This window comes from Actinomadura sediminis (assembly GCF_042675525.1).
Lineage (GTDB): Bacteria > Actinomycetota > Actinomycetes > Streptosporangiales > Streptosporangiaceae > Spirillospora > Spirillospora sediminis.
In genome coordinates, this window is record NZ_JBHTJA010000099.1 from 1 (window position 1) to 25802 (window position 25802).

Here is a 25802-nt window from a genome sequence, read left to right on the forward strand (position 1 = left end):
CGGCGGGCGCGGCGGCGGACGGGACGGGCGGGCACCCGGACGGGGTCCGGTGCGCGCTGCCCCTGGCCGGGTTCTTCGCGGCCCTCGAAGCCGGTGCCCCCGGCGGTGTCGTCATCGTCGGCGGGTTCCCCGAGCCGGTGACCGGACGCGTCGCGCGCGTGCAGGCGGCCCGCGCGGAACTCGAAGCGGCGCAGGAGGCGCTCGAAGCCGCACGGCAGGCGACGTCCGACGTGGCCGCCGAGGTCGCGCTGGCCGGACGCCGCCTCGCGGGCGCGCGCGCAGCGGCCGAACTGGACGACGTCCGGTCCCGCATGGCCGGGCTGCGCGCGGAACTGGAGGAGCTCGCGGCGGGCGAGGCGCGCCTCGGGCCGCGCCTGGGCGCGGCCGAGCAGACCCTCCGGCGCCTGCAGGCGAAGGCCGACACGCGCGCCCTCGAAGCGGACCGCCTCCGGGGGCGCCGCGACGGCCATGAACGGGACCGCGACCGGGTGCGGGCGCGCTCGTCCGAGCTGGCCGACCGGCGCGCCGCCCTCGGGATCGAGGCCCTCGAGAAGGAGTGGGGCGGGTCCCGGGACGGCGCCGCCGAATGGCTCTCCGGCCTGACCGACGACGAGTCGACCTGGACGCCCGCCGAGTGGTGGCACACGGCCGAGAAGCACCTGTCGGAGGCGCTGCGCCGCGTGTTCCCCGACGGGACGTCCGACGAGGACATGCCGGAGGAGGTCCGGTTCCTGCTCCGCGAGCGCACCGACGGGGAGGGCCGCCGCACCGAACGCGAGCAGTCGACGTTCCCCCGCCTCGTGAAGGCGCTGCAGGCGTACCTGCGGCAGCAGGAGGACTACGAGCGGCACCAGCGGCGGCAGATCGAGGTGCAGCTCTCGGCGCGCCGCGCCGACCTGGAGAAGGCGCAGAAGGGCGCGGCGGACGCCGCGGGCGCGGCCGAGGCGCACCGCACCGCGCTGACCGCCGCGATCCGCGCCCGCCTCCAGCGGGTGTCCGAGGAGTTCGAGAAGCTCGACGTGAACTACGGCGGGTACGGCGCGACCCTCGAGTTCCCCACGCCCGAGCCGCCCGGCGACCCCGAGCAGGAGTGGCGCTGGCGGGTCACGCCGAAATGGCGGCGCTCGGACGGGCAGCGGTACGTCCCGTACAACCGGCGCGCCAACACCGCCCTCATGGACGAGAAGGCCGTCAAGCTCGTGTGCGCGGCGGCGCTCGCCAGCTCCGGCGGCGGGCGCCTGTGCCTCGTGCTGGACGAGCTGGGCCGCAACCTCGGCAAGGAGCACCGCAAGGAGGCCGTCGCGCTGTTCCGCAAGATCGGCGAGACGCACGGGATCACGGTGATCGGCGCCTTGCAGGACGACATGGAGCCGTACGCGATCGACGCCTGCGGCCAGTACGTGAAGCTGCGCCGCTCGTCCGACACGATGCCGTACAACGAGCCGCCGGTCGTCGTCGCGTACGACGAGCACGAGGAGCGGGTCCGCCGCCTCGCCGCGCAGATCTCGGCGGGCCGCGAAACCGGGGTGAACCCGGCGGGCTGACCGCGGCATGATGGCGGGTCATGCGCACGGACATGCGTCCCGCCGACGCCCTGCTCGCCGAGGTCGAGCCGCTCGCCCACGCCGAGCGGCGCCGCCGCGTCGCGGACCTGCGGCGGCTCGCGGGCGGGCGGGAGCTGGTCCCGCTGCTGGTCGACCTCGGGCAGCGCGGCCCGTACGAGCGGGGCCTCGCGCTGGCCCTCGCGGCCGCCGCGCGGGACGACGCGTCCCGCGCGCACATCGCCGCCGTCGCGAGGGTCGAACCGCTCGGGCTCGCGCGCCCCGCCGTCCGGCTCGCGGTGCGGCTCGGCGCGTCCGCCGGCGCGCTGCTCGACCTGCTCGCGGACGCCTCCGCGCCCGTCCGGAAGGCCGCCTGGAGCGCCGTCCGCAAGCACCGCCGGGACGGCCTCGCCGACGCGCTCGTCGACCGGGTCCGCGAACGGTGGGGCGACGCCGAGGCCGCGTCGCTCCTCCCCGCGTGCCGCCGCGCGACGGTCGCGTCCCGCCTGGACACGCTCGCGCCCGCCGTCCCGTCCTGGAGGCTCCTCGGCCGCGCGCACCCGGACCTCGTCCTCGACCACGCGGAGCGCGCCCCCGCGGAGCTGCGGACGCTCGCCCCCGGCCTCGCGGAGGCCGCGCAGCGCTTCCCCGCCCGGGTCGTCGGCCTGCTGCCGCACGTGACCGACCTGCCGACATCGCTCGCGAAGAAGGCGGGCGTGCTGATGGACGCCGAGCCCGAGCGAATGCTGCGCGTCCTGCTCGGGCCGCTCCGTCCGGCGCTCTGGGTCCTGATCGTCCATCGGCGCTGCGTCCGCGCCCGCCTGCGCCGGTACGGCGACGACGAGCTGGCGGCGGTCGCCCGGGCCGTCCACGAGCACGCGGGCAACGCCCGGCTGCACGCCGTGAGGAGCCTGCTGCGCGCTGTCCCGCCGGGCCGCCGCGAACGCCTGTTCGCCGCCGTCCGCGCCGCCGCCGAGGCCGACGGCGGGCGCGCGCATCTCGACTCGCTGCTGGACCTCCTCCCCCGCCCCCTGCGGGCCCGGGAGGCCCGCCGCAACGCACCCCGCGGCATCGAGCGGAACCTGCCGCTGTACGCGCACCTCCCCTACGACGAGGCGCGTCCTCTCCTGGAGGACATGACGTGCCGGGAGGAGGCCGACACGCGCGCGGGGGGCGCCGCGCTGCTCGTCAGGTGCGCCGAACGCAGCGGCCGACCGGAGGTCCTCTCCCACGCCCTGGGGTTCCTCGACCGTGTGGATCCCGCGGGTCCCTCGCTCGACACCGTCGTCCTCGCCCTCCACGCGCTTCCCGACGCCGCCCTGCGCGCCGGGCACGCGGCCGCCGTCGAGCGCTTCGCCCGGCGCGTCCTCGACGCGCGCAAGGACCCCCGGTACCCCTGCCCCCTCGCCGACCTGCTCGCCGCCAAGCTGTGCCGCACCGGCCTCGCCCGCGAGGACCCAGCCTTCCTGACGCCCGGCCTCGGGCTGCTCCACGACCAGCCGGGCTTCGCGGCGCAGCGGCTCGACCGCACCGGCCGCCTCGACCACCTCCTGCCGCACGGCCGCGAGCACTTCCTCGGCGACGCGCTCGCCCCGTACCTCGACACCGGCGACCACCGGGTCACGCTCCTGTTCGCGAACGTCCTGGGGCGCCGCGCCGAGGACGTCCCGTCCCTGCGGCGCGCGCTGGCCCGGGCCGTCGACGAGGCCGAGGGCCGGGCCCGCGCCGTCGCGATCGGCCTCTGGCTCGCCCCGCCGCGCACGCGCGCCGAACGCGTCGGCCGCGTCGTCGCACGGCACCCGTCCGCCGTCGCCGTCCCGTCCGTCCTGCACGCCATCGCGACCGAGCGCACCGACCTGCTGGACCTCGTGCTCACCGCCGGCCTCGACGCCTCCCGCATCCGGCCGGCGTGGACCCGCCGCTGGACGTCCCGCCAGCGGGCCTTCCTCACCCTCCCGGCCGGAGGGACGGCTCAGACGTGAAGGTGCCCGCCGGTCACCTCGGCCATCCGGACGGCGGCCCCGACCAACGCCATCCGATGGGGCAGCGCGGTGAGAAGGATCGCCGGGGCGGCGGTAAAGCGGGTGAAGCCGGGCGGGGGATCCGGAAGGATGCGCGGCATGCGTGCCGATGAGCTGCTGGACGAGATCGAACCGCTGCCGCACCCCCACCGGGTCCGCCGCCTGGTGCGGCTGCGGGAGTCGGCGGGGGAACCGGCGCTCGCCGCCCTGCTGGACGAGCTGCGCGGGCGGGGCTGGTACGAGCGGGCGACGGCGCTGTTCATCGCGTCGGCGGTGCGGGACGACGCGTCGATCGCGCACGTGCTGGCCGCGACGCGCGACCCGGACGCGTGGATCGCGCGGCAGGCGGTGCGGCTCTCGGTGCGGTACGCGCCGGGGCCCGAGGCACTGCTGGAGAGCCTGATGGACGCGCCCGCGGCGATCCGCGCGGCGACGTACCGGGCCGTCCGGAAGCACCGGCGGAGCGACCTCGCGGACGCGCTCGTCGGGCCGGTCGCGGAGCGGTGGGGCGAGGACGAGGCCGCCGCGCTGCTGCCCGCGTGCGGTGCGGAGGTCGCGGCGGGACGCCTGGGCGCGCTCGCGCACGCCGTCCCGAACCCGCACTCGCTGGGACGGGCGCACCCCGCGGCCGTCCTCGACCACGCGGAGGAGGCGCTCGCCGCGCTCGCGGAGGGCGCGCGGGCGTCCTGGTGGCAGTGGCACGGGACGGGCGTCGCGGCGGCGCTGGAGCACGATCCGGCGCGCGTGGTCGGGCTGCTCGAGGAGTTCTGGCACACCGGCGAGCTTCCGTGGGCGCTGCTGCCCGGCCTCGGGAGGCTGCTGGACGCGGAGCCGGAGCGGACGCTGCGGCTGCTGCTGTCGGACCGGCGGCGGATCGGGACGCTGGTGCGCCGCACGGCGGTGCGGGAGCGGATCGTCCGGATCGGCGGGGACGCGCTCGCGGAGGTCGCCCGTGCGGTGCGGGGGGACGAGCACACGCTGCGGCTGCTGCTGAAGGCGGTGCCGCCGAGCGCGCGGGGCGCCCTGTTCGACACGGCGATGCGCGGGTTCGACCTGACCACGGCGGTGCTCGGGGACGCGCTGCTGGACGTCCTGCCGCGGGACGTGCGGGTGCGGGAGGCGCGCCGGACGCTGGGGCTGCGGGCGGTCGCCGACCGTCCGGCCCAGGTGCGGCAGGTGACCGCGCACCTGCCGTTCGAGGAGGCGCGTCCCGTCCTCGCCGAGCTGACCCGGCGGCCGGGCGCCGAGGAGCGCGCGGCGGGGTACGCGCTGCTCGTCCGCTGCGCGGGCCGCGAGCGGGACCCGGCGGTGCTGGGCGCGGTCCTGGAGTCGTTCGGTCGGCTCCGCAACGAGCAGGACCCGGTCCGGCTGAGCGCGCTGAACGCACTGGCGTCCGTCCCGGAGAGCCTGCTGCGGCGCGCGCACACGGAGGCGGTGGCGGGGTTCGCCGAGGACGCACTGAACGCGCGCGACTGCTCGTCCATGACCCGGCAGGGGCTCGCGCGGCTCGCGGTGGCGTTCGCCCGGCAGGGCGCGCTGCGGGACGACGGCGACCTGGCGGTGTTCGGCATCGGGCTGCTGGTGCGGGTCGCGGGGCATTCGGGGGGCCCGCACCTGACGCGGCTCGACCGGGGGCTGCCGCGCGGGCTGGAGCACCGGCTCGCCGGGCATCTGGCGCCGCTGCTCGACCGGGGCGCGCGCCGGGACGACCACGCGCTCGCGCTGACCCTCGCCCGGGCCCTCGGCCGCCGCGCCCACGGCGTGCCGGTGCTGCAGGACGCGCTGGAGCGGGCCCTCGACGCCGCCGACGACGCGACGATCGCCGCCGCGATCGCGCTGTGGCTGGAGCCGCCGGGGACGCGCGGCGAGCGGGTCGAGCGGGTGGTGGCCAAGGACCCGTCGGCCGTCGCGGTCCACGCGGTGCTCGCCGCGATCGCGTCCGAACGCACCGACCTGCTGGACCTCGTGCTGTCCGGTGGCGCCGCCGGACGGTTCCGGCGGGACGGCGTCGCGTACGTCCCGCGGGTCGAGGGCGCGTGGGCGCGGCGGTGGACGGCCAGGCAGCACGCCGCCTACCTGCGGCTGCTCGAGCGGGCGGCGGGCGACGAGGGCGCCGCGGAAGCCGACCGGGGCCGGGCGGTCACGGCGATCGCGAGCGTGCCGGGGGCGGGCGCGGAGCGGCTGCGCCCGTACCTGGAGTCCGACGACGCGCACCTGCGGCGGGCCGCGCTGACCGCCGCGCCGTGGACGTCGTCGCCGCAGGACGTCATGCCCGAGCTGCTCGCGCGGGCGTCGTCCGACGACGCGCACGTCGCCGTGTACGCGGCGGGACGGGCGGCGCGGTTCGTCCGGCCGAGCGCGCTGGGGCCGCTGCTGCGGCCGGTGCTGGCGGACGGCAAGATCACCGCGCGGAAGGAGGCGCTGCGGATCCTGCTGCGGACTCGGGCGCCGGACGCGCTCGCGATCGTCGCCGAGGCGTGGGACGACCCGGACCAGCACCGGGACGTGCGCGCGGCGATCGCGTCGGCGCTCCGCCCGTACATCGCCGAACCGGTCGCGCGCCGCGTCCTGAAGGAGGCCGCGCAGGGGCCGCGGGACCTCGCGCGGCAGGTCCTCGGCGGGTGGCCGCACGAGATCGAGGAGCGGTTCCGGGGCGAGTACGCGGCGCTGATCGTCCGGGTGGCGGGCTCGCCCGACCCGGAGGCCGCCGACGCCGCGCTGGCGGTGCTGGGCCGGTGGGCGCAGTGGGCGCCGGAGATCCCTGGGCTGCTCGCGGGCGTCCTCACCGACCTCGGGGAGACGCGCCGCTGGCGCCCCGCGATGTCCGCGCTGCTGGCGTGCGTCCAGTCCGGGATCGGAGCGGACGAGCTGGGCGCGGCGGTCGCGAAGCTCGCCGCGACGGCGGACGGCGCCGACGCGGAGGCCGAACGCGACCTCCCGGCCGTGCAGCGCCTCGCCGCGCTGACGGCGGCGGTCCGCGGCACCGCCGCGCGGCACCGCACCGCCGCCCGGGGCGCGGCCGTGGCCGTCCGGGGGCGGCTCCCCGCGCAGCTCGCGCTGGAACTGGCGGCCGCCACGCTCGACTGGGACTCCGGCGACGCGGGCGGCGCCCTCGACTCGCTCGCCGACGGCTGCGCGGGACGCGGCGTCCTCGCCGTCCTCTCCATCGCCGAGCTCCTCGCGGGGGACGGCCGCGGCCCGCATCGCGCGTTCGGCGCGCCGGACGCCGCGGACGTGCATCCCCACGCCGTCCGGCTCGCGGCGCGGCGCGACCTCGCCGGCGGCCTGCTCGCGTGCGCGCTGACCCGGCGGCACGGACCCGACGCGGGCTGGCCGGGCGAGTGGCGGTCGCTGCTGCGCGGCCTGCGCGCCCACCCGGACGCCGAGGTGGCGTTCGCCGCCCGGCGGATCCACACGGCCGCGGAGTAGGCGGCCGGAACGATCTTGGGACTGTCGCCGCCGGGCTAGCAAGCATTAGGTTGTTCCCATGCGGGTCCTTCTCACCGGTGCGTCCGGCTTCGTCGGCTCCCACACCGTCCGCGCCCTGCTGGCCCGCGGTCACGTACCGCGCGCCCTGGTGCGCGATCCGGACAAGGCCGCCCGGGTCCTCGGGGCGCTCGGCGTCCCGCGCGGGGACGTCGAGTTCGTCCGGGGCGACATGCTGGACACCGGGGCCGTCGCCGAGGCCCTCGACGGCTGCGACGCCGCGATCCACGCGGCCGCCGCGATCGGGGTCACCGGCCATGGCCGCGACGTCGTGGACGCGAACGTCGCCGGAACCCGCAACGTCGTCGGCGGGGCCGTCGCCGCCGGGCTCGCCCCGGTGATCCACGTGTCCACGATCGGGGTGTTCGTCCCGCCGACGGCCCCCGTGATCACCGCGGACGCGCCCCTCGCCGGCCCCCGCACCGGCTACGGGCGCTCGAAGGTCGCCGCCGAACGCTACGCGCGCGAGCTGCAGGACGAGGGCGCGCCCGTCACGATCGTCTATCCGGGCGGCGTGTTCGGCCCCGACCAGCCCGTCCTCGACGCCCTCCCGGAGGGGCTCGCCGGGGCGCTGTCGAAGGTCTGGCCGCTGCCGGGCGGCGGCGTCTCGGTGCTGGACGTCCGCGACCTCGCCGAGGCCCTCGCCCGCGCCGTCGAGTCCCGGCAGGGCGCGAGCCGCTGGGTGCTCGGCGGCCACTACCTCACGTGGCCGCGGTTCGCCGGGCTGTGCGACGCGCTCACCGGCGTGCGGCCGCGCACCTTCCGCGTCCCGTCCCCGGTGATGCTCGGGCTCGGGTCCGCGCTCGACGCCGCCAAGCGCGTCCGTTCCTTCGACTATCCGCTGACGCGGGACGCGGCCGAGTTCATGGTGACGCTCGTCCCGACCGACGACCGCCCGATCCTGGACGCCCTCGGCCTCACCCTGCGCCCCGTGGAGGACACGGTCGCCGACGGGCTGCGCTGGCTCGCCGAGTCCGGGCACCTGGACCCGCGCCGCGCGGGACGGCTCGCGCCCGCGGCGGCGCACGTCCCCGCCGCCGGGCCCACCGCCGTCCAGCGGGTGCTCGGGCCGGTCTTCCACCGCGTGTCCGGGTCCGCCTGGTTCGCGAAGGCGGGCCCCCGGCTCGTCCCGCCGATCGACCGGGCCCTGAACCGGCTGACCGGCGGCCGCCTCATGCTCGGGCAGCTCCTCGTGCCCAGCCTGCTGCTGACCACGACGGGAGCCGTCAGCGGCCTGCCCCGCCGGACGCCGCTGGCCTGCCTGCCGGAGCGGGACGGCTCGTGGCTCGTCGTCGGCTCCAACTTCGGCCGCGAGAAGCACCCCGCCTGGACCGGCAACCTCCTCAAGACCCCGGAGGCCGAGGTCATGTTCCGCGGCCGCGCCGTCCCGGTCAAGGCGCGGCTCCTCGACGACGCCGAACGCGCCGAAGCCTGGCCCCGGCTCGTCCGGGTATGGCCGGTCTACGACCGTTACGTGGAACGCACCACCCGGCGGCTCCGCGTCTTCCGCCTCACCCCCCGCTGATCAGGACCCGCGCAGGGACCTCGACAACCGGCGGCCGACGATCAGGTACGCGAGGACGGCGCCGGCGACGTTCAGGAGCACGTCGTCGATGTCGAAGGCGCGGCCGACCACGAACGCGCCCTGCACCAGCTCGACCGCGAGGGAGAACATCCCGGTCAGGACGGCGAGGCGGACCGGGCCGCGCAGCCGCTTGGCGACCAGCGGCAGCAGCACCCCCAGCGGCGCGAAGAGCGCGAGGTTGCCGCCGAGCTGGAACAGCGCCTCCCCGGTCGGGCGGTCCAGGTAGAAGCGCAGGGAGTCGCCGGGCCGGAAGTTCGCCCCCGCCTGCCCCTCGTCGCGGACGGGCGTCAGCGTCAGCCGGAACGCGACGTAGCAGAAGGCGCCGAGCAGGCCGAGCGCCGTCACGACGACGACGGCGCGCAGCGCGAGCACGTACCAGGGGACGCGTTCACCGGGCGGGGCGGGCTGCCACATTTCGACCAACACGGCGCCCCTCCTCCCCGGCGCGCACCCGTCCATGCCCGCCGCCCCGATTCGGACGCCCGATATGGGGCGCCCCTCCCCTGACCGAACCCCGCCGGGACCACCGCGCGCACGCGGACGCCCGCGACCCCGAAGGGCCGCGGGCGTCCCGTCCGGTCAGGCCGCCACGGCGGTCGTGGCGGGCTCGAGCGCCAGGTCGAGGACCTCGCGGACGTCGCTGACGGTGAACACCGTCATGCCGTCCAGCACCTCCCGCGGCACCTCCTCCAGGTCCGGCTCGTTGCGCTTCGGCACGATCGCGGTGGTGATGCCGAGGCGGCTCGCGGCCAGCAGCTTCTGCTTCAGCCCCCCGATCGGCAGCACCCGGCCGGTCAGCGACACCTCACCGGTCATCGCGACGTCCGGCCGCACCGCCCGTCCCGACAGCAGCGACGCGAGCGCCGTCGTCATCGTGATGCCCGCGCTCGGGCCGTCCTTCGGGATCGCGCCCGCCGGGACGTGGACGTGCACGCCGCGGTCCTTCAGGTCGCCGACCGGCAGCTCCAGCTCCGCGCCGCGCGACCGCAGGTAGCTCAGCGCGATCCGCGCCGACTCCTTCATCACGTCGCCGAGCTGCCCGGTGAGCGTCACCCCGGTGTCGCCGGTCTCCTTGTCGGCCAGCGACGCCTCGATGTACAGCACGTCGCCGCCCGCGCCGGTCACCGCGAGGCCGGTCGCGACGCCCGGCACGCCGGTGCGGCGCTCGCCCCGGCTCAGCTCGACCTCCGGCGTGAACCGGGGCCGCCCCAGGTAGTCCTTGAGGTCGTCCCGGCCGACCGCGACCGGCAGCGACGCCTTCTCCAGCGCGACGTTCGCGGCGATCTTCCGCAGCACCCGCGCGATCGACCGGTCCAGCGACCGGACGCCCGCCTCGCGGGTGTACTCGGACGCGAGCAGCCGCAGCGCCCCGTCGTCCAGCGTCACCTCCGCCGGCTCCAGCCCCGCCTTGTCGAGCTGGCGCGGCAGCAGGTGGTCGCGGGCGATCGTCACCTTCTCGTGCTCGGTGTAGCCGTCGAGCTGCACCAGCTCCATCCGGTCCAGCAGCGGCCCGGGGATCGCCTCCACCACGTTCGCCGTCGCCAGGAACAGGACGTCGCTCAGGTCGAGCTCGACCTCCAGGTAGTGGTCGCGGAACGTGTGGTTCTGCTCCGGGTCCAGCACCTCGAGCAGCGCCGCCGTCGGGTCGCCCCGGTAGTCGGCGCCGACCTTGTCGATCTCGTCCAGCAGCACGACCGGGTTCATCGACCCCGCCTCGCGGATCGCCCGCACGATCCGGCCGGGCAGCGCCCCCACGTACGTCCGCCGGTGGCCGCGGATCTCCGCCTCGTCCCGGACGCCGCCCAGCGCCACCCGGACGAACTTGCGGCCCATCGCCCGCGCGACCGACTCGCCCAGCGACGTCTTGCCGACCCCGGGAGGCCCGGCCAGCGCCAGCACCGCGCCGCTGCGCCGGCCCCCGACCACGCCGAGCCCCCGCTCCTCGCGGCGCTTGCGCACCGCCAGGTACTCGATGATGCGCTCCTTCACGTCGTCGAGGCCCGCGTGGTCGGCGTCCAGGATCTCCCGGGCGCCCGCGATGTCGTAGGCGTCCTCGGTCCGGTCGTTCCACGGGATGTCGAGGACCGTGTCGAGCCACGTGCGGATCCAGCCGCCCTCCGGCGACGCGTCCGACGACCGCTCGAGCTTGTCGACCTCCTTCAGCGCGGCCTCCCGCACCTTCTCGGGCAGGTCCGCCGCCTCGATCCGGGCGCGGTAGTCGTCCTCCTCGTCGGCGGGGTCGCCGTTCAGCTCGGCCAGCTCCTTGCGGATGGCCTCCTGCTGCTGCCGCAGCAGGAACTCCCGCTGCGTCTTCTCCATGCCCTCCTGCACGTCCTTGCGGATCGTCTCCGCGACGTCCAGCTCGGCGAGGTGGTCGCGCGCCCACCCGATCACGAGGGTGAGCCGCTCGACGACGTCCGGCGTCTCCAGCAGCTCGACCTTCTGCTCGTCCGACAGGTAGGGGGCGTACCCGGCGTTGTCGGCGAGCGTCGACGGGTCGTCGATCTGCTGCACCACGTCGACGACCTGCCAGGCGCCGCGCTTCTGCAGGATCGCGCTGACGAGGCCCTTGTACTCCTTCGCCAGCTCCTGCGCCCGCCCGGACGGCGCCTGCTTCTCGATCAGGGTCCCCTCGACCCACAGCGCCGCCCCGGGCCCGGTCGTCCCCGTCCCGATCTTCACCCGCGCGACGCCGCGCACGACGGCCCCCGGCTCCCCGCCGGGCAGCCGGCCCTCCTGCTCGATCACGCCCAGCGTCCCGACGGCCGCGTACTGCCCGTCCAGGCGCGGCACCAGCAGCACCCGCGGCTTGCCGGGCGTCCGTATCCCCGGCCCCGTCGTCTGCGCCGCCGCCCGCGCGGCCTCGATCGCCGCCCGGACCTCCGCGCCGTCGGACAGGTCGAGGGGCACCACCATGCCCGGCAGAACGGCCCCGTCGTCCAGGGGCAGCACCGGCAGCGTCAGGGTCTCGCTCATGCTCACTCCAAGTCCGTGTCGTACCGGCCCCTCGGGAGGACCGGCGACCCAACCCCGAAGGTTGAGTCATCCACACTCAAGAAAACGGAGCAGCGATTTGTTTCCTCCCCCCGTTCGCTCTCAGCGATCAAGGCCCGATCCGCCCCTGCGGGCGGCGGGGGCGGAGTTCGGCGGGGCGCCGTGCGCGACCGGGCGGGCGCATGACGCTAGCCGTGGAACGTCGTGGTGGCTTCGAGTGCGGCCCGTCCGGTCGCTATCCGGTTCACCGGCGCGGACTCGTCGGCGTACCCGAAGGAGACGCCCACGAGCAGCTTTCCGTGGGCGACGCCGAGTTCACCGCGCACGGCGTCGGCGTAGAAGCTCAGCAGCCCCTGCGGGCAACTGGCGACGCCGTACCCTTCCATCGCCAGCAGCAGCGTCTGCATGTAGGCGCCGACGTCGGCGGCCAGCCGCGCTCCGCCGTCGCCGGTGACGAACAGGAACGCGACGTGCGGCGCACCGTAGAAACGCAGGCTTTCGGCGTCGTAGGCCGCACGGGCCGGATGGTCGTCCAAGCCGATGCCCAGGGCGCCGTACAGCTCGGCGCCGAACGCCGCCCGCCGGGCCTGGTGCACCTGCGTGTACATGTCCTCGGAGTACGGGAAGTCGACCGAGGTGCGATCGTGGGCGTGCGCCTCCCGGAGCGCCTTCGCCAGGCGATCGCGCATGGCGCCGCTCGCCACCTCCACCCGCCACGGCTGCGCGTTGGAGTTGGACGGCGCGGCGCCGGCCAGGGAGAAGACGGCGCGCACGGTCTCCTCGGGCACAGGTTCCGGCCGGAACGCGCGGGTCGCGCGACGACCCCGGATCAGCCTCTCCGCATGCCCGCTCATCTCGATGCTCTCCGACACACGCATGGAACGCTCCTCACCGGACGACTAAGTAAACGTTGCCGTTTACATTGCGGTCGTGAAGCTACCACGGCGCGGGCGGTGAAGTAAACGACGGCGTATACTCGTGACATGACGACGGCGACGCCACCGCGACGCCCGGGACGCGGCGGGCGCGAGCGCATCCTGGCCGCCGCCGCCCGGTTGTTCGCGAACCAGGGGATCAACGCGACCGGCATGGAGCAGATCGCGGACGAGGCCCCGGTGTCCAAGCGCACGCTGTACGCGCACTTCCGGACCAAGAACGACCTGGTGATGGCCTACCTGCAAGATCTCGTGACGTCGGGCGGCACCCTGGAGGGCGTGCTGGCCCGCGAGGATCTTCCCCCTCGGGAGCGGATCCTCCGCCTGTTCGATCCGCCCGCCGCGGACGGGGCTCCGGTGCGCGGGTGCCCGTTCATCGACGCCGCGGCCGAGTTCCCCGACCCCGGCAGCACCGTCCACTCCTACGCCCGCGAGCAGAAACTGCGCATGGTGCGGATGGTCGACTCGCTGCTGGCGGAGCTGGGCTGCCCCGACCCCGCCGGACTCGCCGAACAGCTGGTCTCCCTCGCGGACGGAGCGGCCAGCCGCGCCATGGTCCTCGACGAGGCCGGCTACGGCCGGCACGCACGGGCCGCCGCGGAGATCCTCCTCGACCACGCCCTGCGCTCGGCCACCTCGCCGTCGACCCCGCAGGCGGCGTCGACGTCCGCGACCGCACAGGACTCCTGAGGACGGTCGACCCCCATAGCGGCCCGCGAGCGAAGGCGCGAGACGTTCCATCCGGGGTGGGCGGTGCTCGGCCTGGAGGCCTGCTTCGTGCCGGAGGCGGCGGCCGGGCTGGACCTGGTGTACGAGTTCCGGGTGGGCGACGAGGTGTTCCACGCGGTCGTCGCCGACGGGACGATCCGGATGGTGCACGGGCCCGCGCAGCGGCCCGACGCGTCCATCGCGATGAGCGAGGACGTGCTCGTCGCGATGGCGGAGACGCCGCGGCGGTAGGCCGTAGCCCGCGCACGCCGGCGCGCAGCCAGGGTGTTCGGGCCCGGTCCACGAACGCGAGCGGATCGCGTCGGCGGCGCCACGTCCCTCGGGCGTCTATGACGGGCTCTGGCCGGCGCGCTTCCGGCGGCGGTACGCGGCGGCGCGCTCGCTCCCGCCGCAGGCGGCGCTGGAACACCAGCGGCGCCGGCCGGGGCGGCTGGTGTCGACGAACAGCAGGCCGCATTCGGAGCCGGCGCATTCGCGGATGCGGTCGGCGGCGGTGCCGGCGAACAGGTCGATCGCGTCGCGGGCCACCGTGCTGAGCGCCGCCTGCTCGGCGCCGGTGGACGGGAAGGTCAGCCGCCTGGTCGCGCCCCGCAGGACGGGGACCAGCGGCGGGGCGCTCGCGGCGGCGTTGATCGCTTCCTCGTCCTCGGGCGCGGCCGCACGGTCGTCGATCACCTGCCGGGCGTGGCGATGGATTGCCTCCCGCAGCGTTCGGGCCGTCCGCAGCCCGCCGGGCGTGACGCGGACGGCTTCGTCCAGCAGGCCCGCTTCCCGGTACCAGCGCGCGAGGTCGGCGGGCTCGCGCAGCCGCTCGTAGTTGCCGCGCCACCGCTCGCCCACCGTCGCCACGAAGGCGAGACACAAACGGCCGGAGCGGAAATTGAACGCGAGTTCCTCGGCGGGCACGGGCGGGGTTGTCGGGACGGTCATGTCACGACTATAACTCGTGACATGACCGATGATCGCGAGATCCCGTCCCCGTGGCCGTCCATCGAGGCGTTCCTGCGCGACCGGGGAGCCGCCCGGATACCTCACCCCGGCGGCACGCTGCTGGAGCACCTGCGCCGGGTCGGGCGGCTGCTGGCCGAGTGGGGGGCCGATCCGGCCGTCCGGGCCGCCGGGCTGTGCCACGCCGCCTACGGAACCGACGGATTCGACCGGTCACTGCTCGACGTCACCGAACGTCCGGTGCTGGCGGAGCTGATCGGCGACCGGGCGGAGGCGCTGGTCTACCTGTACGCGAGCTGCGACCGCGACCGCGTGTATCCGCGGTTGGACGGCTCCCGGACCGTCGTCTTCCATGACCGGTTCACCGGCGGAGAGCACATCCCCTCCCATGCCGACCTCAAGGCGTTCCTCGAGATCACGGCCGCCAACGAGCTCGACGTGCTGGCCCGTGACGAGGAACTGGCCTCGCGGTACGGACCGTCCCTGCACGCGTTGTTCGTGCGCTCGGCCGGCCTGCTCTCCCGCCCGGCACGGGACGCCTGCGCCCGGGGGCTCGGCCGGTACGCCGCCGCGTCCGCGCCGGGGATACGCATCACCGGGCTGGACCATCTCGTGCTCACCGTCGCGGACGCCGACCGGACCATCGCCTTCTACGAGCGCGTCCTCGGCATGCGCGAGGTGACCTTCGGCCGGGGCCGCCGGGCCCTGGCCTTCGGCACGAGCAAGATCAACCTTCACGAGGCCGGCCGGGAGCTTCTCCCCCGCGCCGACCGTCCCACTCCCGGGAGCGCGGACCTGTGCCTGCTCACCGACGCTCCCCAGCGCCAGGTCCTCGACCATCTGGCCTCCTGCGGCGTCGCCGTGGAGGAAGGCCCCGTCCCGCGGACCGGCGCGCAAGGACCGATCACCAGCACCTACGTGCGCGACCCCGACGGCAACCTGATCGAGATCGGCACCCCCGGATGACGCGGACCGCCCCGCCGCCTCCGGCCGTGAGACCGAGCCCATGACCATTCCCGACCAGCCGTGCCGGCTCGTGCGGCCGACGGCGGCGCTGCGGGCCTCGTTCCTCGCGGGCGAACTGGCCGACTGCCGCGCCGAGGGGACGTCCGCCGTATGGCTCGCCCCCGCCTTCGCCGACTTCCGCGCGTTCGTCGCGGCACGGCGCGGCGTGCACGTCCGGTGGGGCGTCCCGACGACGACGTTCTGGTACGTCGCGGGCGAGCACTACCTCGGCACGCTGATCCTCCGCCACCGGCTGACGGCGGCCCTCGCCGACGCGGGCGGGCACATCGGCTACCACGTCGTCTCGCCGTGGCGCCGCCGGGGCCACGCCACCCGGATGCTCGCCGCCGGACTGGACGAGTGCGCCCGGCGCGGCCTCGCGCGCGTCCTGCTGACCTGCGCGCCGGGCAACGAGGCGTCCCGCCGGGTCATCCCCGCCAACGGCGGCGTCCCGGGAGGGCGGCGGCACGGCGAGGACCGGTTCTGGATCGACCTCGAAGGCGGCACCGCGCGGGGGCGAAATCGCGTTGCGGGCCGCGCGGGGCCGTGGGATGTTGCCGGGGGCCGGCGCACGTTCCGGGGGCCCGGCGCCGGTCGTATCGCGAGGGAGAACCGTGACGAAGTGCCCCGAATGCGGCGGTCCCGGTCCCTGCGACGACCTGTTCCAGACGCTGCTGGCGCTCGACCACTCGCGGCGCGAGCCGTGGGGGCCGCTGCACGGCGTGTCCGTCGCGTGCTTCGTGTACCAGCACCCGAGCCGGCTCGTGTCCGCGCCGCCGTTCGGCTGGGCGATCCTGCACGCGTACCTGCGGGACGGACGGGCGGGCGCGGAACGCGTCGTGTCCGGGTTCCGGCGCGCGAACTCGCACCGCCGCCGCGAGGGCCCGGCCACGGACGTGCGCGGGCCGTCCGGGCCGCCGCCCGCGCGGTTCGCCGTCACCGTCGCCGAGGTCGCGGGCGACGGCACGTTCCCCGCGGACGGCTTTCCCGACCGCGTCCGCGAATGGGCGGCCGCGACCATCGAGGCGTGGACGGCCCGTCCGGAATGACGCGGGCAAAACCATTTCGTGCACCGAGGATTCCGCGCGAATAATGGGCTCGGTGACCCTCACTCACTGGCCTTTGTACGGGCTCGTCCTGCGGACGCCCCGGCTGGAGTTGCGCCTGCCCGACCTGCGAGAATCCGACGCCACGGGCGACCTGGCCGCCGAGGGGGTGCACGATCCGGCGACGATGCCCTTCCTGACGCCCTGGACGGACGCGCCTCCGGCGGAACGCGCGCGTGCGCACGTCCAGTTCCACTGGCGGCAGCTCGTGGACGTCGAGATCCGCGGGCTCGCGCCCTGTCTGCCGTTCTTCGGCGTCTGAGCCTATTGTCGGCGGCATGCCGGATGTCGAGGTGTTCGAGGGGCAGCGGTCCCGGCTGATGGGGCTCGCGTACCGGATGCTGGGGTCGGCGGCCGAGGCCGAGGACGTCCTGCAGGACGCCTACCTGCGGTGGAGCCGGGCCGGTCAGGTGGAGGTGCCGGCGGCGTGGCTGACGACGGTGGTGACGAACCTGTGCCTGAACCGGCTGTCGCTGGCGCGGGTGCGGCGGGAGAGCTACGCGGGCCCGTGGCTGCCGGAGCCGGTGCTGACCGCGGACGGGGCGCTGGGGCCGCTGGAGACGGTGGAGCAGCGGGAATCGGTGTCGCTGGGCGTGCTGGTGCTTCTGGAGCGGCTGTCCCCGGCGGAACGCGCGGTGTTCATCCTGCGGGAGGCGTTCGGGCATCCGCACCGGGAGATCGCGGAGATCCTCGGCATCGGCGAGGACCATTCCCGCCAGCTACACCGGCGGGCGCGCGCGCACGTCGGGGAGGACCGTCGGAGGCGGGACGTCGACGCCGGCCGGCACCGGCGGATCGTCGAGACGTTCTTCGGGGCGACGCTGGACGGGAACGTGGGGGCGCTCGAGCGGCTGCTGGCCGAGGACGTCGTCGCGGTGGCGGACGGCGGCGGCGAGGCGTCGGCCGCGCGGCGCCCGATCGCGGGGCGCACGCCCGTCCTGCGATACCTGGAGGGGCTGGGGAGGCGCCCGGAGGCGGCGCTGGTGACGAGCCGGATCGCGGAGGTCAACGGGGAGCCCGCCGTCCTGCTCTGGGTCGGCGACGCGCTGTACGGCGTGCTGTCGGTTCAGGTCGAGGACGGGCGGGTCGCCGGCGTGCGGATCGTCCTGGCGCCGCGCAAGCTGGCGTTCGTCGCCGCGCAGCTCGCGTGAGCGGCGTCACACGGGCGGGCCGTCACGGATCGGGGCCCTGACCGGTTCAGCTTCCGGAACTCGAGCGAGGAGGAAGCATGACTCACCGCATCGTGGTGCTGGGCGCGGGGTACGCGGGGCTGGGCGCGGCCAAGCGCGCGGCCGGGACGGCCGGGCGGGACGCGCGGGTGACGCTCGTCAACGCGTCCGACCGCTTCGTGGAGCGCGTCCGGCTGCACCAGGTCGCGACCGGGCAGGCGACCGCGGACCTGCCGCTGGCGGGCCTGCTCGACGGGACGGGCGTCGAGCTCGTCCGCGCCCGCGCGACGGGCATCGACGCGGACGCCCGGACCGTCCGCCTGGACGGCGCCGCCGACCTCGGCTACGACACGCTCGTCTACGCGCTCGGCAGCACCGCCGACCTGGACGCCGTTCCGGGGGCGCGCGAGCACGCGCTGGCGATCGCGCGGGAGGCGGACGCGGCGCTCCTGCGGGACCGCCTGCCGGGGCTGGAGTCGGTGGCCGTGGTCGGCGGCGGCCTGACCGGGATCGAGACGGCGGCGGAGCTGGCCGAGGCGCGGCCGGGGCTGCGGGTCGAGCTCGTCACCGCCGGGCCGCTCGGCGAGGGCCTCGGCTCGCGCGCGCGCCGCCACGTGCACCGGACGTTCGCGCGGATGGGCGTCACGGTCCACGAGAACGAGCGGGTCGCGAACGTCGCCGCGGACGGCCTGCTGCTGGAGAGCGGCCGGGACCTGCCGGCCGACGCGTTCGTGTGGGCCGCCGGGTTCCGCGTGCCGTCGCTGGCCGCCGACGCCGGGCTGGACGTGGACGGGCGCGGGCGCGTCCGCGTGGACGGGACGCTCCGGGCGCGGAGCCACCCGGAGGTGATCGCCGTCGGGGACGTGGCCGTGCTGCCGGTGCGGGGCCGCGCGGCGCGGATGTCCTGCCAGATCGGCCTGCCGATGGGCCTGCACGGCGGGGCGGCCGCGGGAGCGCTCGCCCGGGGCCGCGAGCCGCGGCCGGTGAAGCTGCGCTACGTGTCGCAGTGCGTCAGCCTGGGGCGCCGCGACGGCGTCGTCCAGTTCACCCGCGCCGACGACACGCCCATCGAGCCCGCGGTGCTGACCGGGCGCGCGGCGGCGCGGGTCAAGGAGGCGATCGTGCGCGGCACGGTGTTCGCGATGCGCCGCCCTAACGTGGCGGCGGCATTCTGACGAGCAGGGCCGTGACGTTGTCCGCGCCGCCCGCGTCGAGAGCGCGCCCGACCAGGGCGCGCGCGTCGTCCAGCGGGCTCCCGCCCGGCATCGCGGCCCGCAGCGGGCCGGGGTCGGGCAGGTACCGCCACAGCCCGTCGGTGCAGAGCAGCAGGCGGCCCCCGCACCCGGGGCGCAGGCTGCGGCAGCGGGGTTCCGGGTCCCCCGCGCCGGCGCCGAGCCGGGCGGCGATCGCGTCGTGCTCCCCGACGTCGTCCTCGGTGAGCGCGGTGCCGGGCCCCTCGCCGGGGAGCCGGTAGGCGCGGCTGTCGCCGATCCAGCTCGCCCACAGGCCGTCCGGCCCGGCGACGCCCGCCACATAGGTGCAGGCGGGGGCGGACCTGACGGACGTCGCGAGCGCGGCGACGGCGCGGCCCGCGCGGGCGGCGGCCTCGTCCAGCGCGGTCTCGGGCAGGACGCCGGCGGGCAGCCGGGCGGCGAGGACGGCCGCGGCCGTGTCGGCGGCGACGCGGGCCGCCCGGTCGGCGCGGGGCGCCATGGAGACGCCGTCGCAGACGACGCCGATCGTCCACGGCCCGGCGGCGGCCAGGGCCATCGCGTCGGCGTTGACGTCCCGGCGGCCGCGGTCGGCGACGCCCACGGCGCCGGGGACGGCCGTCTCCAGGTGGGCGCGGTGGTCGGGCTGCGCGGCCCCGCAGTCCCAGCAGCGGCCGTCGGGCGCGACGGTACCGCCGCACTGAACACAGGGCATGACGGGAAAAATAGCTTGCCGGGCGGACGAACCGCATGAGATCGTGCGTCCGCTCCCACGAGAGGACGATCGATGCGCCACCTGCTTCCCGGCACCACCGCGACGGACGCCTCGGCGGCGGAGCGCGCCGCGCCCTGACCGGGCGCGCGGCCCGCGCTCCACGGCGCCGAGGCGAGCCCCTGACGGCCCGTCCCTCGCGGAGCCCGACGGCTCCGCCGCGTCGAATCGTGGAGTCTCGTGTCCTCGCACGCCCCTTCCGCGGCGCCCGCGCGCCGCGCCGAGCCGGCCCCGCTCAGCCGCCGGCTCGTCCTGCTTCTCGCGCTGACCTGCGGTGTCGCGGTCGGCAACCTCTACTTCCCGCAGGCGGTCGGCCCGCTGGTCGCCGACGGCCTCGGCGTCTCCCCCGGCGCGGCGGCGCTGGTGGTGACGGCCGCCCAGTTCGGCTACGCGGCCGGGAACTTCCTGCTGGTGCCGCTCGGCGACCGCGTCCCGCACCGGACGCTGATCGTCGTGCTGCTCGTCCTCACCGGGGTCGGGCTGCTGGCGGCGGCCGGGTCCCCGGCGCTGCCGCCGCTGCTCGGCGCGAGCGCGTTCGTCGGGATCACGACGGTGGTGGCCCAGGTGATCGCGCCGATGGCGGCCGGGCTGGTGGCCGAGGAGCGGCGCGGCGCCGTCCTCGGGACGCTGCTGAGCGGGTCGATCGGCGGCATTCTGCTGGCCCGCGCCTTCGGCGGCGTCGTCGGTGAACGGCTCGGCTGGCGCGGCCCGTACGTGGTGTCGGCGGTCGCCGCGCTGGCGCTGGCGATCGTGCTGGCGGCCGCGCTGCCGGCGGCGATGACGCCGGCCCGGGTGCCGTACCGGGCGCTGCTCGCGGGGCCGCCGCGGCTGCTGCGGCGCGAGCCCGAGCTGCGGCGGTCGTGCCTGTACCAGGCGACCGTCTTCGGCGGGTTCCAGGCGGTGTGGACGGGTGTCGCGCTCTACCTGACGGGCCCCGAGTACCGGCTCGGGGCGTCCGCCGTCGGCGTCCTGGCCCTGGCCGGCGTGGTGACGATGGCTTCCACGCCGGTCGCCGGGCGGCTCGTCGACCGGCGGGGCGCGGACGCGGTGAACCTCGCCGCCATCGCGGGGACGATCGCGTCCGCGGGCGTCCTCGCGCTCGGCGTCGCCGGCGGCGCGGCGGGGCTCGCGGCGCTGGCGGCGGGCACGCTGCTGCTCGACGTCGCGATGCAGGCCGGCATGGTCGCGAACCAGGCGCGCGTCTTCGCGCTCCGGCCGGACGCGCGCAGCCGGATCAACACCGCGTACATGACGTGCGCGTTCCTCGGCGGCAGCACCGGTTCGCTGCTGGGCGCCCGCGCCCACGCGGCGTTCGGCTGGCCGGGCGTCTGCGGGCTGGTGGCCGCGCTGGCGTCGGTCGCGCTGGCCCGTCACCTCCATCACCTCTGGAGTTCTCGACCGTGAGCACATCGAAGGAGCGGTGGGAGGAGCCGGCGCTCCACCCGGTACGGCTGCGCACCCTGCGCTCGGTCGCCGCCGGGCGCCGCACGGCGCGGGAGATCGCCGGGATGCTGCCGGACGTCCCGCAGGCGACCCTGTACCGGCACCTGGCCGCGCTCGCCAAGGGCGGCCTGCTGGAGGCGACCGGGGAGCAGCGGATCGGGCCGGAGCGCGTCTACACGCTGCCGCCCGGCGGGGCCCTGCTGGACCCGGAGCGGCTCGCCACGGCGACCGCGCTCGCCAACGAGCCGGGCGGGGGACGGACGCCGCGCCTGCTCGCGACCGTCCTCATGCCCGTCGACCCGCCCGCCGGATCTCCCGCCGGGCCGGCCGGGGAGGCGTCCGCCGGCACGCCCGGCGAAGCGCCGGACGCCACCTGACGGCCCGCCCCCGGGCCGCGACGAGAAAGGCGATGCCATGGCCGAAGTGAAGGTCGCCCGCGACCTCACCTGACCCCGGACCCGCCGCCCGGTCACGGCGCGGACACCGGGACCGGGCGGCGAGGGGGCGGGTGGTCCCGGCGGTCAGGCGATCAGGCCGGGGATGGTGCTCGGGGTCGCCTCGCCGCCGGCGGCGCGCCGCGACTCGTCGGCGGCCCACTTGAACACGCCGGTCGCCATCAGCGACGGCTCGGCGGCGGCGCGGGCCGCGTACACCTCGGCGCGGGCCTCGTGCAGGCCGCTGTCCTGCGGGTCGGCCTGCACCGCCATCTCCGCGAGGTGCGCGGCCAGCCGCAGGTCGGCGCCCGCGGCGGCGCGGCGGGCGGCGTCGGCGACCTTCGCGGCGCCGCCCGCCAGGTCCGCGACGGCCCGCGCCACGGCGGCGTCCGGGGCGGGCTTGAGGTGCGCGGGGTTGCCGTCGTACCAGCCGCCGTACATGCGCCACAGGTTCCGGACGATGAACTCCGGCTCGTCGTACTTCGCCTGCAGGTAGACGCGGTCGGCGAGGTGCGCGGGCGGCGTCACCGCGTGGACGATCTCGTCGAGGCGGCGTCCCTCGTTGAGCAGGCCGAGGGTCTGGTCGACGATGCTCTCCAGCCACTCGGCCGTCTCCAGCAGCGCCTGCTCGATCCGGTCGGCGCCGAAGATCGGCGCGCCGTGCGACGGCATCATGATCTCGGCGCCGAGCGCGGCCATGCGGCGCAGCGCGTGCGCCCACTCGCGGGGGTAGCGCTGCACCTTCTGCGGGTTGCCGCAGTTGGGGGCGAGCCAGATGAACAGGTCGCCCGGCAGCAGGAGCCGGTGCTCCGGGACGTACGCGACGGCGGCGTCGTCCGTCTCGCCCTTCGCGTGGAACAGCTCGAACGTGAGGTCGCCGCGGGTGACGGTCAGCGCGTCGCGGAACGTGACGTCCGGGTGCCGGTACTCGGTCGGCCACCGCAGGTCCGGGATCTGGAACTGCCGCTGGTTGATCACCGAGTTGTACCCGGCGGTGAGGGCGTACCGGTCGAACCGGTCGCGGACGTTCTCGTGCGCGACGACCTGGGCGCGCGGGCCGTCCTCGGCGTCGAACGGGTCCATGCCCATGACGTGGTCGACGTGGCCGTGGGAGTAGAACGCGAGGCTCAGCGGGTCGGACGTCCACTCGCGGATCCGGGCGTGCAGGTTCCCGGCGTACGCCTTGTTGCCCGTGTCGAACAGGATCAGCTCGCCGCGCGTGCGGAACGCGATGACGTTGCCGAACCCGGGCTTCCAGCCGAGCCCGTCGGCGATGTCGATGACGCCCTTCCCGCCCGTCCCGGTGTTGGCGATGCTGTCGTCGCTCTCGCCGGACCACACCTTGTCGGCATATTCCCTGATGTTCATTTCTTTCCTCTCGTCAGTGCGCGGGAGCCGCCGCCGGCCGGCGCGCCGCGTCGAGCGCGGCGCGGTCGCGGGCGGGGCGCACGAAGGCGGCGGCCAGCAGACCGCCGACGATCATGAGTGCGGCGCCGAGGTCGAACGCGTTGCGGAAGCCGGCCTCGGCCGTCCCCGCGGCGTCCACGATCGCGCCGCTCAGCACGGGGCCGAGCGCCCCGGCGAGGGACGCCAGCGCGGTCACCGTGCCGAGGACCGCGCCGCGCTGCCGGACGGGCGCGAGCTCGGCCGCCGCGGCCTGCATCAGCCCGAAGAACGAGTTGCCGAACGTGTAGGCGACCATCAGCACCAAGATGAACGCCGCTCCCCCGCCCGACCGGGTGACCAGCAGCATCGCGGCGCCCGACAGCACCACCGCGGCGCCGCCGAGGTACCCGAGCGCCGCGCGGCTGGACCGCCCGGCGCGCGTCATCCGGGTCGAGGCGTAGCCGATGGACAGCATGACGACGATGCCGACGACCTGCGTCGCCGCCGCGATGACGCTCGCCCTCTCCAGCTCCATGCCGTGCACCCGCTGGAGGTACTGCGGCAGCCAGGTGATCGCGACCGCCATCGTCCAGTACGCCGCGAAGCCCGCCGCGAGGCCGCCGAGGACGGTGCCCCGGGTGATCAGCCGCAGGTACGGGACGCGCGGGCCGTCCGCCGCCGCGGCGCGCGCGGAGTACCCGCCCTCGCCGCCCTTCGCCAGCCACAGCGCGATCCACAGCACCCCGAGCAGGCCGGTCACCAGGAACGCCGACCGCCAGCCGGCGTTCGTGATCAGTACCGCGAGGGCCGGGGCGCCGAGCGCGACGCCGAACGCGCCGCCGGTCGTCAGCAGCGTGCTCGGCAGCGCCCGCTCCCGGTCGGGGAACCAGCTGAACGCGGTGTGGTTCGCCATCGCGAACGCGGGCCCCTCCGCCATCCCGAGCGTCACCCGGGTGATCATCAGGGTGAGCAGGCCCGCCGCCGGCAGGGCGACCGCGAGCTGCGAGGCGCTCCACACCGCGACCAGGCCGACGAGCAGCCACTTCACGGGCACCCGGTCGGCCAGGAAGCCGACCGCGACGCCCGACACGCTGAACAGCAGGAAGAACACGCTGCCGATCGAGCCGAACTCGGTGTCGGTCAGCCGGAGGTCCGCGCGGATGTGGTCGCCGGCGAGGCCCAGCACCGCCTTGTCCATGAAGTTGATCATCATGAACAGGACGAGCAGGACGACGACCGTCCACGCCCGGCGGGAACTCGACGCGTCGGGAATCGGGGGTTTCGCGGTGGATGCCATGCGCGCTCCGTCCGTTCTGGTACGGATCACCCTCCCTCGCGGACGCGCGTCTCCACAATCGGCGACCGTCCCGCGTTCACCCGGGATCACTGTGACATGTCACAATCGCGCTGGAGGGAGGCCGGTCATCGACGAGCGGGAGGCGCGGCGGATCGCGGCGGCGCTGGCGGCGCGCTGCGAGCCGAAGGTCAACCGGCTCGCGCGCGAGCTGGCCGAGCGGCGCTTCGCCGCCATCCCCGACTACACCGACCTGCCCGCGGACATGCGCGACCTCGAGATCGCCGCCACCGCCCGGTTCGCCATCCGGCAGTTCCTGAACATGGCCGCCGGCACCCGCGTCGACCAGGACGACCTGCGGCTCTTCCTCGAACGCGCCGTCCAGCGCGCCGAGGAGGGCGTCGGTCTCTCCACCCTCCTGTCGACGTACTACATCGGCGCCGAGCTGATCTGGGACGCGCTCGTCGCGGAGGTCCGCCCCGGCGAGCAGGACGCGCTCCCGCTGCTGGCCCGGCTGCAGATCCGCGGGACCAACCGGGTCGTCGCCGCCGTCGCCGACGCGTACCAGGCGGCGCAGGCCGCGATCCAGGACGAGCGCCGCGACGCCCTCCGCGAGATCGCGCGGGCCCTGCTCGCGGGCGAACCGGCGCGCGCCCTCGCCGACCGCTACGGCGTCCCGCTGCCCGACTCCTTCCTGGTGCTGAACCTGCCCCTCCCCGAACGCCCCACCGGCGTCGCCGAGCGCCGCCTCCAGCGCCGCGTCCGCGCCGCCCTGGAGGGATTCGCCGGCGGCGCGCCCCTCACCCTCCTCGACGGCCGCGGCGTGCACGTCCTGCTCCCCCTCCGCGCCGCCGACCGGATGGACGAGCTGCGCCGCGCCCTCGGCCGCGCCGAGCCCGTCACCGCCGGCGCGGCCCGCGCCCGCGCCGCCGACGTCCCCGGCGCGTCCGCGCGGGCCGCCCGCATCGCCCGGATCGCCCGCGCCACCGGACGTCCGCCCGGCGTCTACGAACTCGGCGACGTCCTGCTCGACTACCACCTGAGCGGCGCGCCGGACGCCGGCCCCGCGCTCGCCGCGGCCCTCGACCCCCTCGACGACCACCCCGAGCTCCTCGAGACGCTGCGCGCCTTCCTCGACCACGACCTCGACCGGCGCCGCGCCGCCGCCGCGCTCGCCGTCCACCCGAACACCGTCGACAACCGCCTCGCCCGGACGTCCCGGCTGATCGGCGCCGACCCGCGCACCACCCGCGGCACCCTGTTGTGCGCGACCGCCCTCACCCTGCGCCGCCTCGGCTGACGCGCCTCCGCGCGGGGGCGCCGGGCAATGCGAAGGCAAAGTCTGGTGACGATCTTGAATCTGCCCGCCCCCTCCGGTTTACGCGGGCATGACCCGGGGGTACTTAACGCAACGAGTTCGTGACAGTGAGTGAACGAGAGGACCGTGGGGCGGCAAAGCCCCAGGTCCCGGACGGGAGGAGGCCGAGATGCGACGCACAACGGGTGACGGCCTCACCGGCGCGGCCGAGGGCGTCCCCGGCACGTCCCGCCCCGGCGCACGGCGTCCCCCGACGACGCCGGCCGCGGACGCCGTGCACGGCGGCACACCTCGGGCCCTCGGCCGCACCGGACCGTCCCGTTCCGCGCCCCGCGAGCACCCCGCCCATCAGCGGACGCCGGCGCCGTACGCCCCCGCGGCACCGGCGCTCCCCCGCGGCCGGGGCGGCGGCGCCGTGACGGTAG

20 protein-coding genes and 3 pseudogenes are annotated in these 25802 nt (G+C 76.2%); 16 read left to right on the forward strand and 7 right to left on the reverse strand.

Annotated elements, in window-relative coordinates:
- The 4 genes and pseudogenes from ACFQ11_RS30660 to ACFQ11_RS30675 all read left to right on the forward strand — a co-directional run.
- Window positions 1–1544: pseudogene (locus ACFQ11_RS30660) on the forward strand (chromosome partitioning protein ParA); the annotation flags it as partial.
- Window positions 1545–1564: 20 nt separating this feature from the next.
- Window positions 1565–3523: a hypothetical protein gene (locus ACFQ11_RS30665; RefSeq protein WP_378305002.1), complete on the forward strand. Its 1959-nt coding sequence runs from the start codon at window positions 1565–1567 to the stop codon at window positions 3521–3523.
- Between the two features lie 138 nt (window positions 3524–3661).
- Complete coding sequence (locus ACFQ11_RS30670) at window positions 3662–6991, forward strand: hypothetical protein (protein ID WP_378305004.1); 3330 nt, start codon at window positions 3662–3664, stop codon at window positions 6989–6991.
- A 58-nt stretch (window positions 6992–7049) separates the two neighbouring features.
- Window positions 7050–8573: a nitroreductase family deazaflavin-dependent oxidoreductase gene (locus ACFQ11_RS30675; protein ID WP_378305006.1), complete on the forward strand. Its 1524-nt coding sequence runs from the start codon at window positions 7050–7052 to the stop codon at window positions 8571–8573.
- On the opposite strand, the gene ACFQ11_RS30680 is transcribed toward ACFQ11_RS30675, so the two are convergent.
- The 3 genes from ACFQ11_RS30680 to ACFQ11_RS30690 form a co-directional block, all read right to left on the reverse strand.
- On the reverse strand, window positions 8574–9059 hold the full coding sequence (locus ACFQ11_RS30680) for a VanZ family protein (protein WP_378305008.1): 486 nt from the start codon (window positions 9057–9059) through the stop codon (window positions 8574–8576).
- A gap of 153 nt (window positions 9060–9212) precedes the next feature.
- Window positions 9213–11609: an endopeptidase La gene (gene lon, locus ACFQ11_RS30685; protein WP_378305010.1), complete on the reverse strand. Its 2397-nt coding sequence runs from the start codon at window positions 11607–11609 to the stop codon at window positions 9213–9215.
- A 206-nt stretch (window positions 11610–11815) separates the two neighbouring features.
- A complete protein-coding gene (locus ACFQ11_RS30690) occupies window positions 11816–12505 on the reverse strand; it encodes a nitroreductase (protein WP_378305012.1) in 690 nt (229 codons plus the stop codon).
- Between the two features lie 105 nt (window positions 12506–12610).
- Here ACFQ11_RS30690 and ACFQ11_RS30695 point away from each other — a divergent pair, with 105 nt between their 5' ends.
- Window positions 12611–13252: a TetR/AcrR family transcriptional regulator gene (locus ACFQ11_RS30695; protein WP_378305014.1), complete on the forward strand. Its 642-nt coding sequence runs from the start codon at window positions 12611–12613 to the stop codon at window positions 13250–13252.
- A 63-nt stretch (window positions 13253–13315) separates the two neighbouring features.
- Complete coding sequence (locus ACFQ11_RS30700) at window positions 13316–13522, forward strand: SCP2 sterol-binding domain-containing protein (RefSeq protein ID WP_378305016.1); 207 nt, start codon at window positions 13316–13318, stop codon at window positions 13520–13522.
- A 96-nt stretch (window positions 13523–13618) separates the two neighbouring features.
- Here ACFQ11_RS30700 and ACFQ11_RS30705 read toward each other — a convergent pair whose 3' ends face one another.
- Window positions 13619–14221, reverse strand: coding sequence for a CGNR zinc finger domain-containing protein (locus ACFQ11_RS30705; protein ID WP_378305018.1), 603 nt, complete (start codon window positions 14219–14221; stop codon window positions 13619–13621).
- A gap of 21 nt (window positions 14222–14242) precedes the next feature.
- Between ACFQ11_RS30705 and ACFQ11_RS30710 the strand changes: the two genes are divergently transcribed.
- From ACFQ11_RS30710 to ACFQ11_RS30735, 6 genes and pseudogenes are all read left to right on the forward strand, one after another.
- On the forward strand, window positions 14243–15205 hold the full coding sequence (locus ACFQ11_RS30710) for a VOC family protein (protein WP_378305020.1): 963 nt from the start codon (window positions 14243–14245) through the stop codon (window positions 15203–15205).
- 40 nt (window positions 15206–15245) lie between these two features.
- A pseudogene (locus ACFQ11_RS30715) lies at window positions 15246–15677 on the forward strand (GNAT family N-acetyltransferase); the annotation flags it as partial.
- A 181-nt stretch (window positions 15678–15858) separates the two neighbouring features.
- On the forward strand, window positions 15859–16293 hold the full coding sequence (locus tag ACFQ11_RS30720) for a DUF5946 family protein (protein ID WP_378305022.1): 435 nt from the start codon (window positions 15859–15861) through the stop codon (window positions 16291–16293).
- A gap of 52 nt (window positions 16294–16345) precedes the next feature.
- The gene (locus ACFQ11_RS30725; protein ID WP_378305024.1) at window positions 16346–16612 is read left to right on the forward strand and encodes a hypothetical protein; all 267 of its coding nucleotides are present in this window, start codon (window positions 16346–16348) and stop codon (window positions 16610–16612) included.
- 16 nt (window positions 16613–16628) lie between these two features.
- Window positions 16629–17501, forward strand: a complete 873-nt coding sequence (gene sigJ, locus ACFQ11_RS30730; protein WP_378305026.1) for an RNA polymerase sigma factor SigJ — start codon at window positions 16629–16631, stop codon at window positions 17499–17501.
- A 77-nt stretch (window positions 17502–17578) separates the two neighbouring features.
- Complete coding sequence (locus ACFQ11_RS30735; RefSeq protein WP_378305028.1) at window positions 17579–18694, forward strand: NAD(P)/FAD-dependent oxidoreductase; 1116 nt, start codon at window positions 17579–17581, stop codon at window positions 18692–18694.
- Here the strand turns inward: ACFQ11_RS30735 and ACFQ11_RS30740 are convergent.
- Window positions 18672–19445, reverse strand: coding sequence for a PP2C family protein-serine/threonine phosphatase (locus ACFQ11_RS30740; RefSeq protein WP_378305030.1), 774 nt, complete (start codon window positions 19443–19445; stop codon window positions 18672–18674). The two genes, ACFQ11_RS30735 and ACFQ11_RS30740, sit on opposite strands and share 23 nt — an antisense overlap.
- 237 nt (window positions 19446–19682) lie before the next feature.
- On the opposite strand from ACFQ11_RS30740, the gene ACFQ11_RS30745 reads away from it, so the two are divergent.
- Both ACFQ11_RS30745 and ACFQ11_RS30750 read left to right on the forward strand, forming a co-directional pair.
- Window positions 19683–20906, forward strand: coding sequence for an MFS transporter (locus tag ACFQ11_RS30745; RefSeq protein ID WP_378305032.1), 1224 nt, complete (start codon window positions 19683–19685; stop codon window positions 20904–20906).
- Window positions 20903–21322, forward strand: a complete 420-nt coding sequence (locus ACFQ11_RS30750) for a helix-turn-helix domain-containing protein (protein ID WP_378305034.1) — start codon at window positions 20903–20905, stop codon at window positions 21320–21322. Before ACFQ11_RS30745 ends, ACFQ11_RS30750 begins: the two co-directional genes overlap by 4 nt.
- 144 nt (window positions 21323–21466) lie before the next feature.
- Here the strand turns inward: ACFQ11_RS30750 and ACFQ11_RS30755 are convergent, their stop codons facing one another.
- Both ACFQ11_RS30755 and ACFQ11_RS30760 read right to left on the reverse strand, forming a co-directional pair.
- Complete coding sequence (locus tag ACFQ11_RS30755; protein WP_378305036.1) at window positions 21467–22747, reverse strand: alkyl sulfatase dimerization domain-containing protein; 1281 nt, start codon at window positions 22745–22747, stop codon at window positions 21467–21469.
- 13 nt (window positions 22748–22760) lie between these two features.
- The gene (locus tag ACFQ11_RS30760; RefSeq protein WP_378305039.1) at window positions 22761–24062 is read right to left on the reverse strand and encodes an MFS transporter; all 1302 of its coding nucleotides are present in this window, start codon (window positions 24060–24062) and stop codon (window positions 22761–22763) included.
- 91 nt (window positions 24063–24153) lie between these two features.
- On the opposite strand from ACFQ11_RS30760, the gene ACFQ11_RS30765 reads away from it, so the two are divergent.
- Together ACFQ11_RS30765 and ACFQ11_RS30770 are read left to right on the forward strand one after the other, a co-directional pair.
- The gene (locus ACFQ11_RS30765; protein WP_378305041.1) at window positions 24154–25359 is read left to right on the forward strand and encodes a helix-turn-helix domain-containing protein; all 1206 of its coding nucleotides are present in this window, start codon (window positions 24154–24156) and stop codon (window positions 25357–25359) included.
- Between the two features lie 187 nt (window positions 25360–25546).
- Window positions 25547–25802 (forward strand): annotated as a pseudogene (locus ACFQ11_RS30770) (hypothetical protein); the annotation flags it as partial.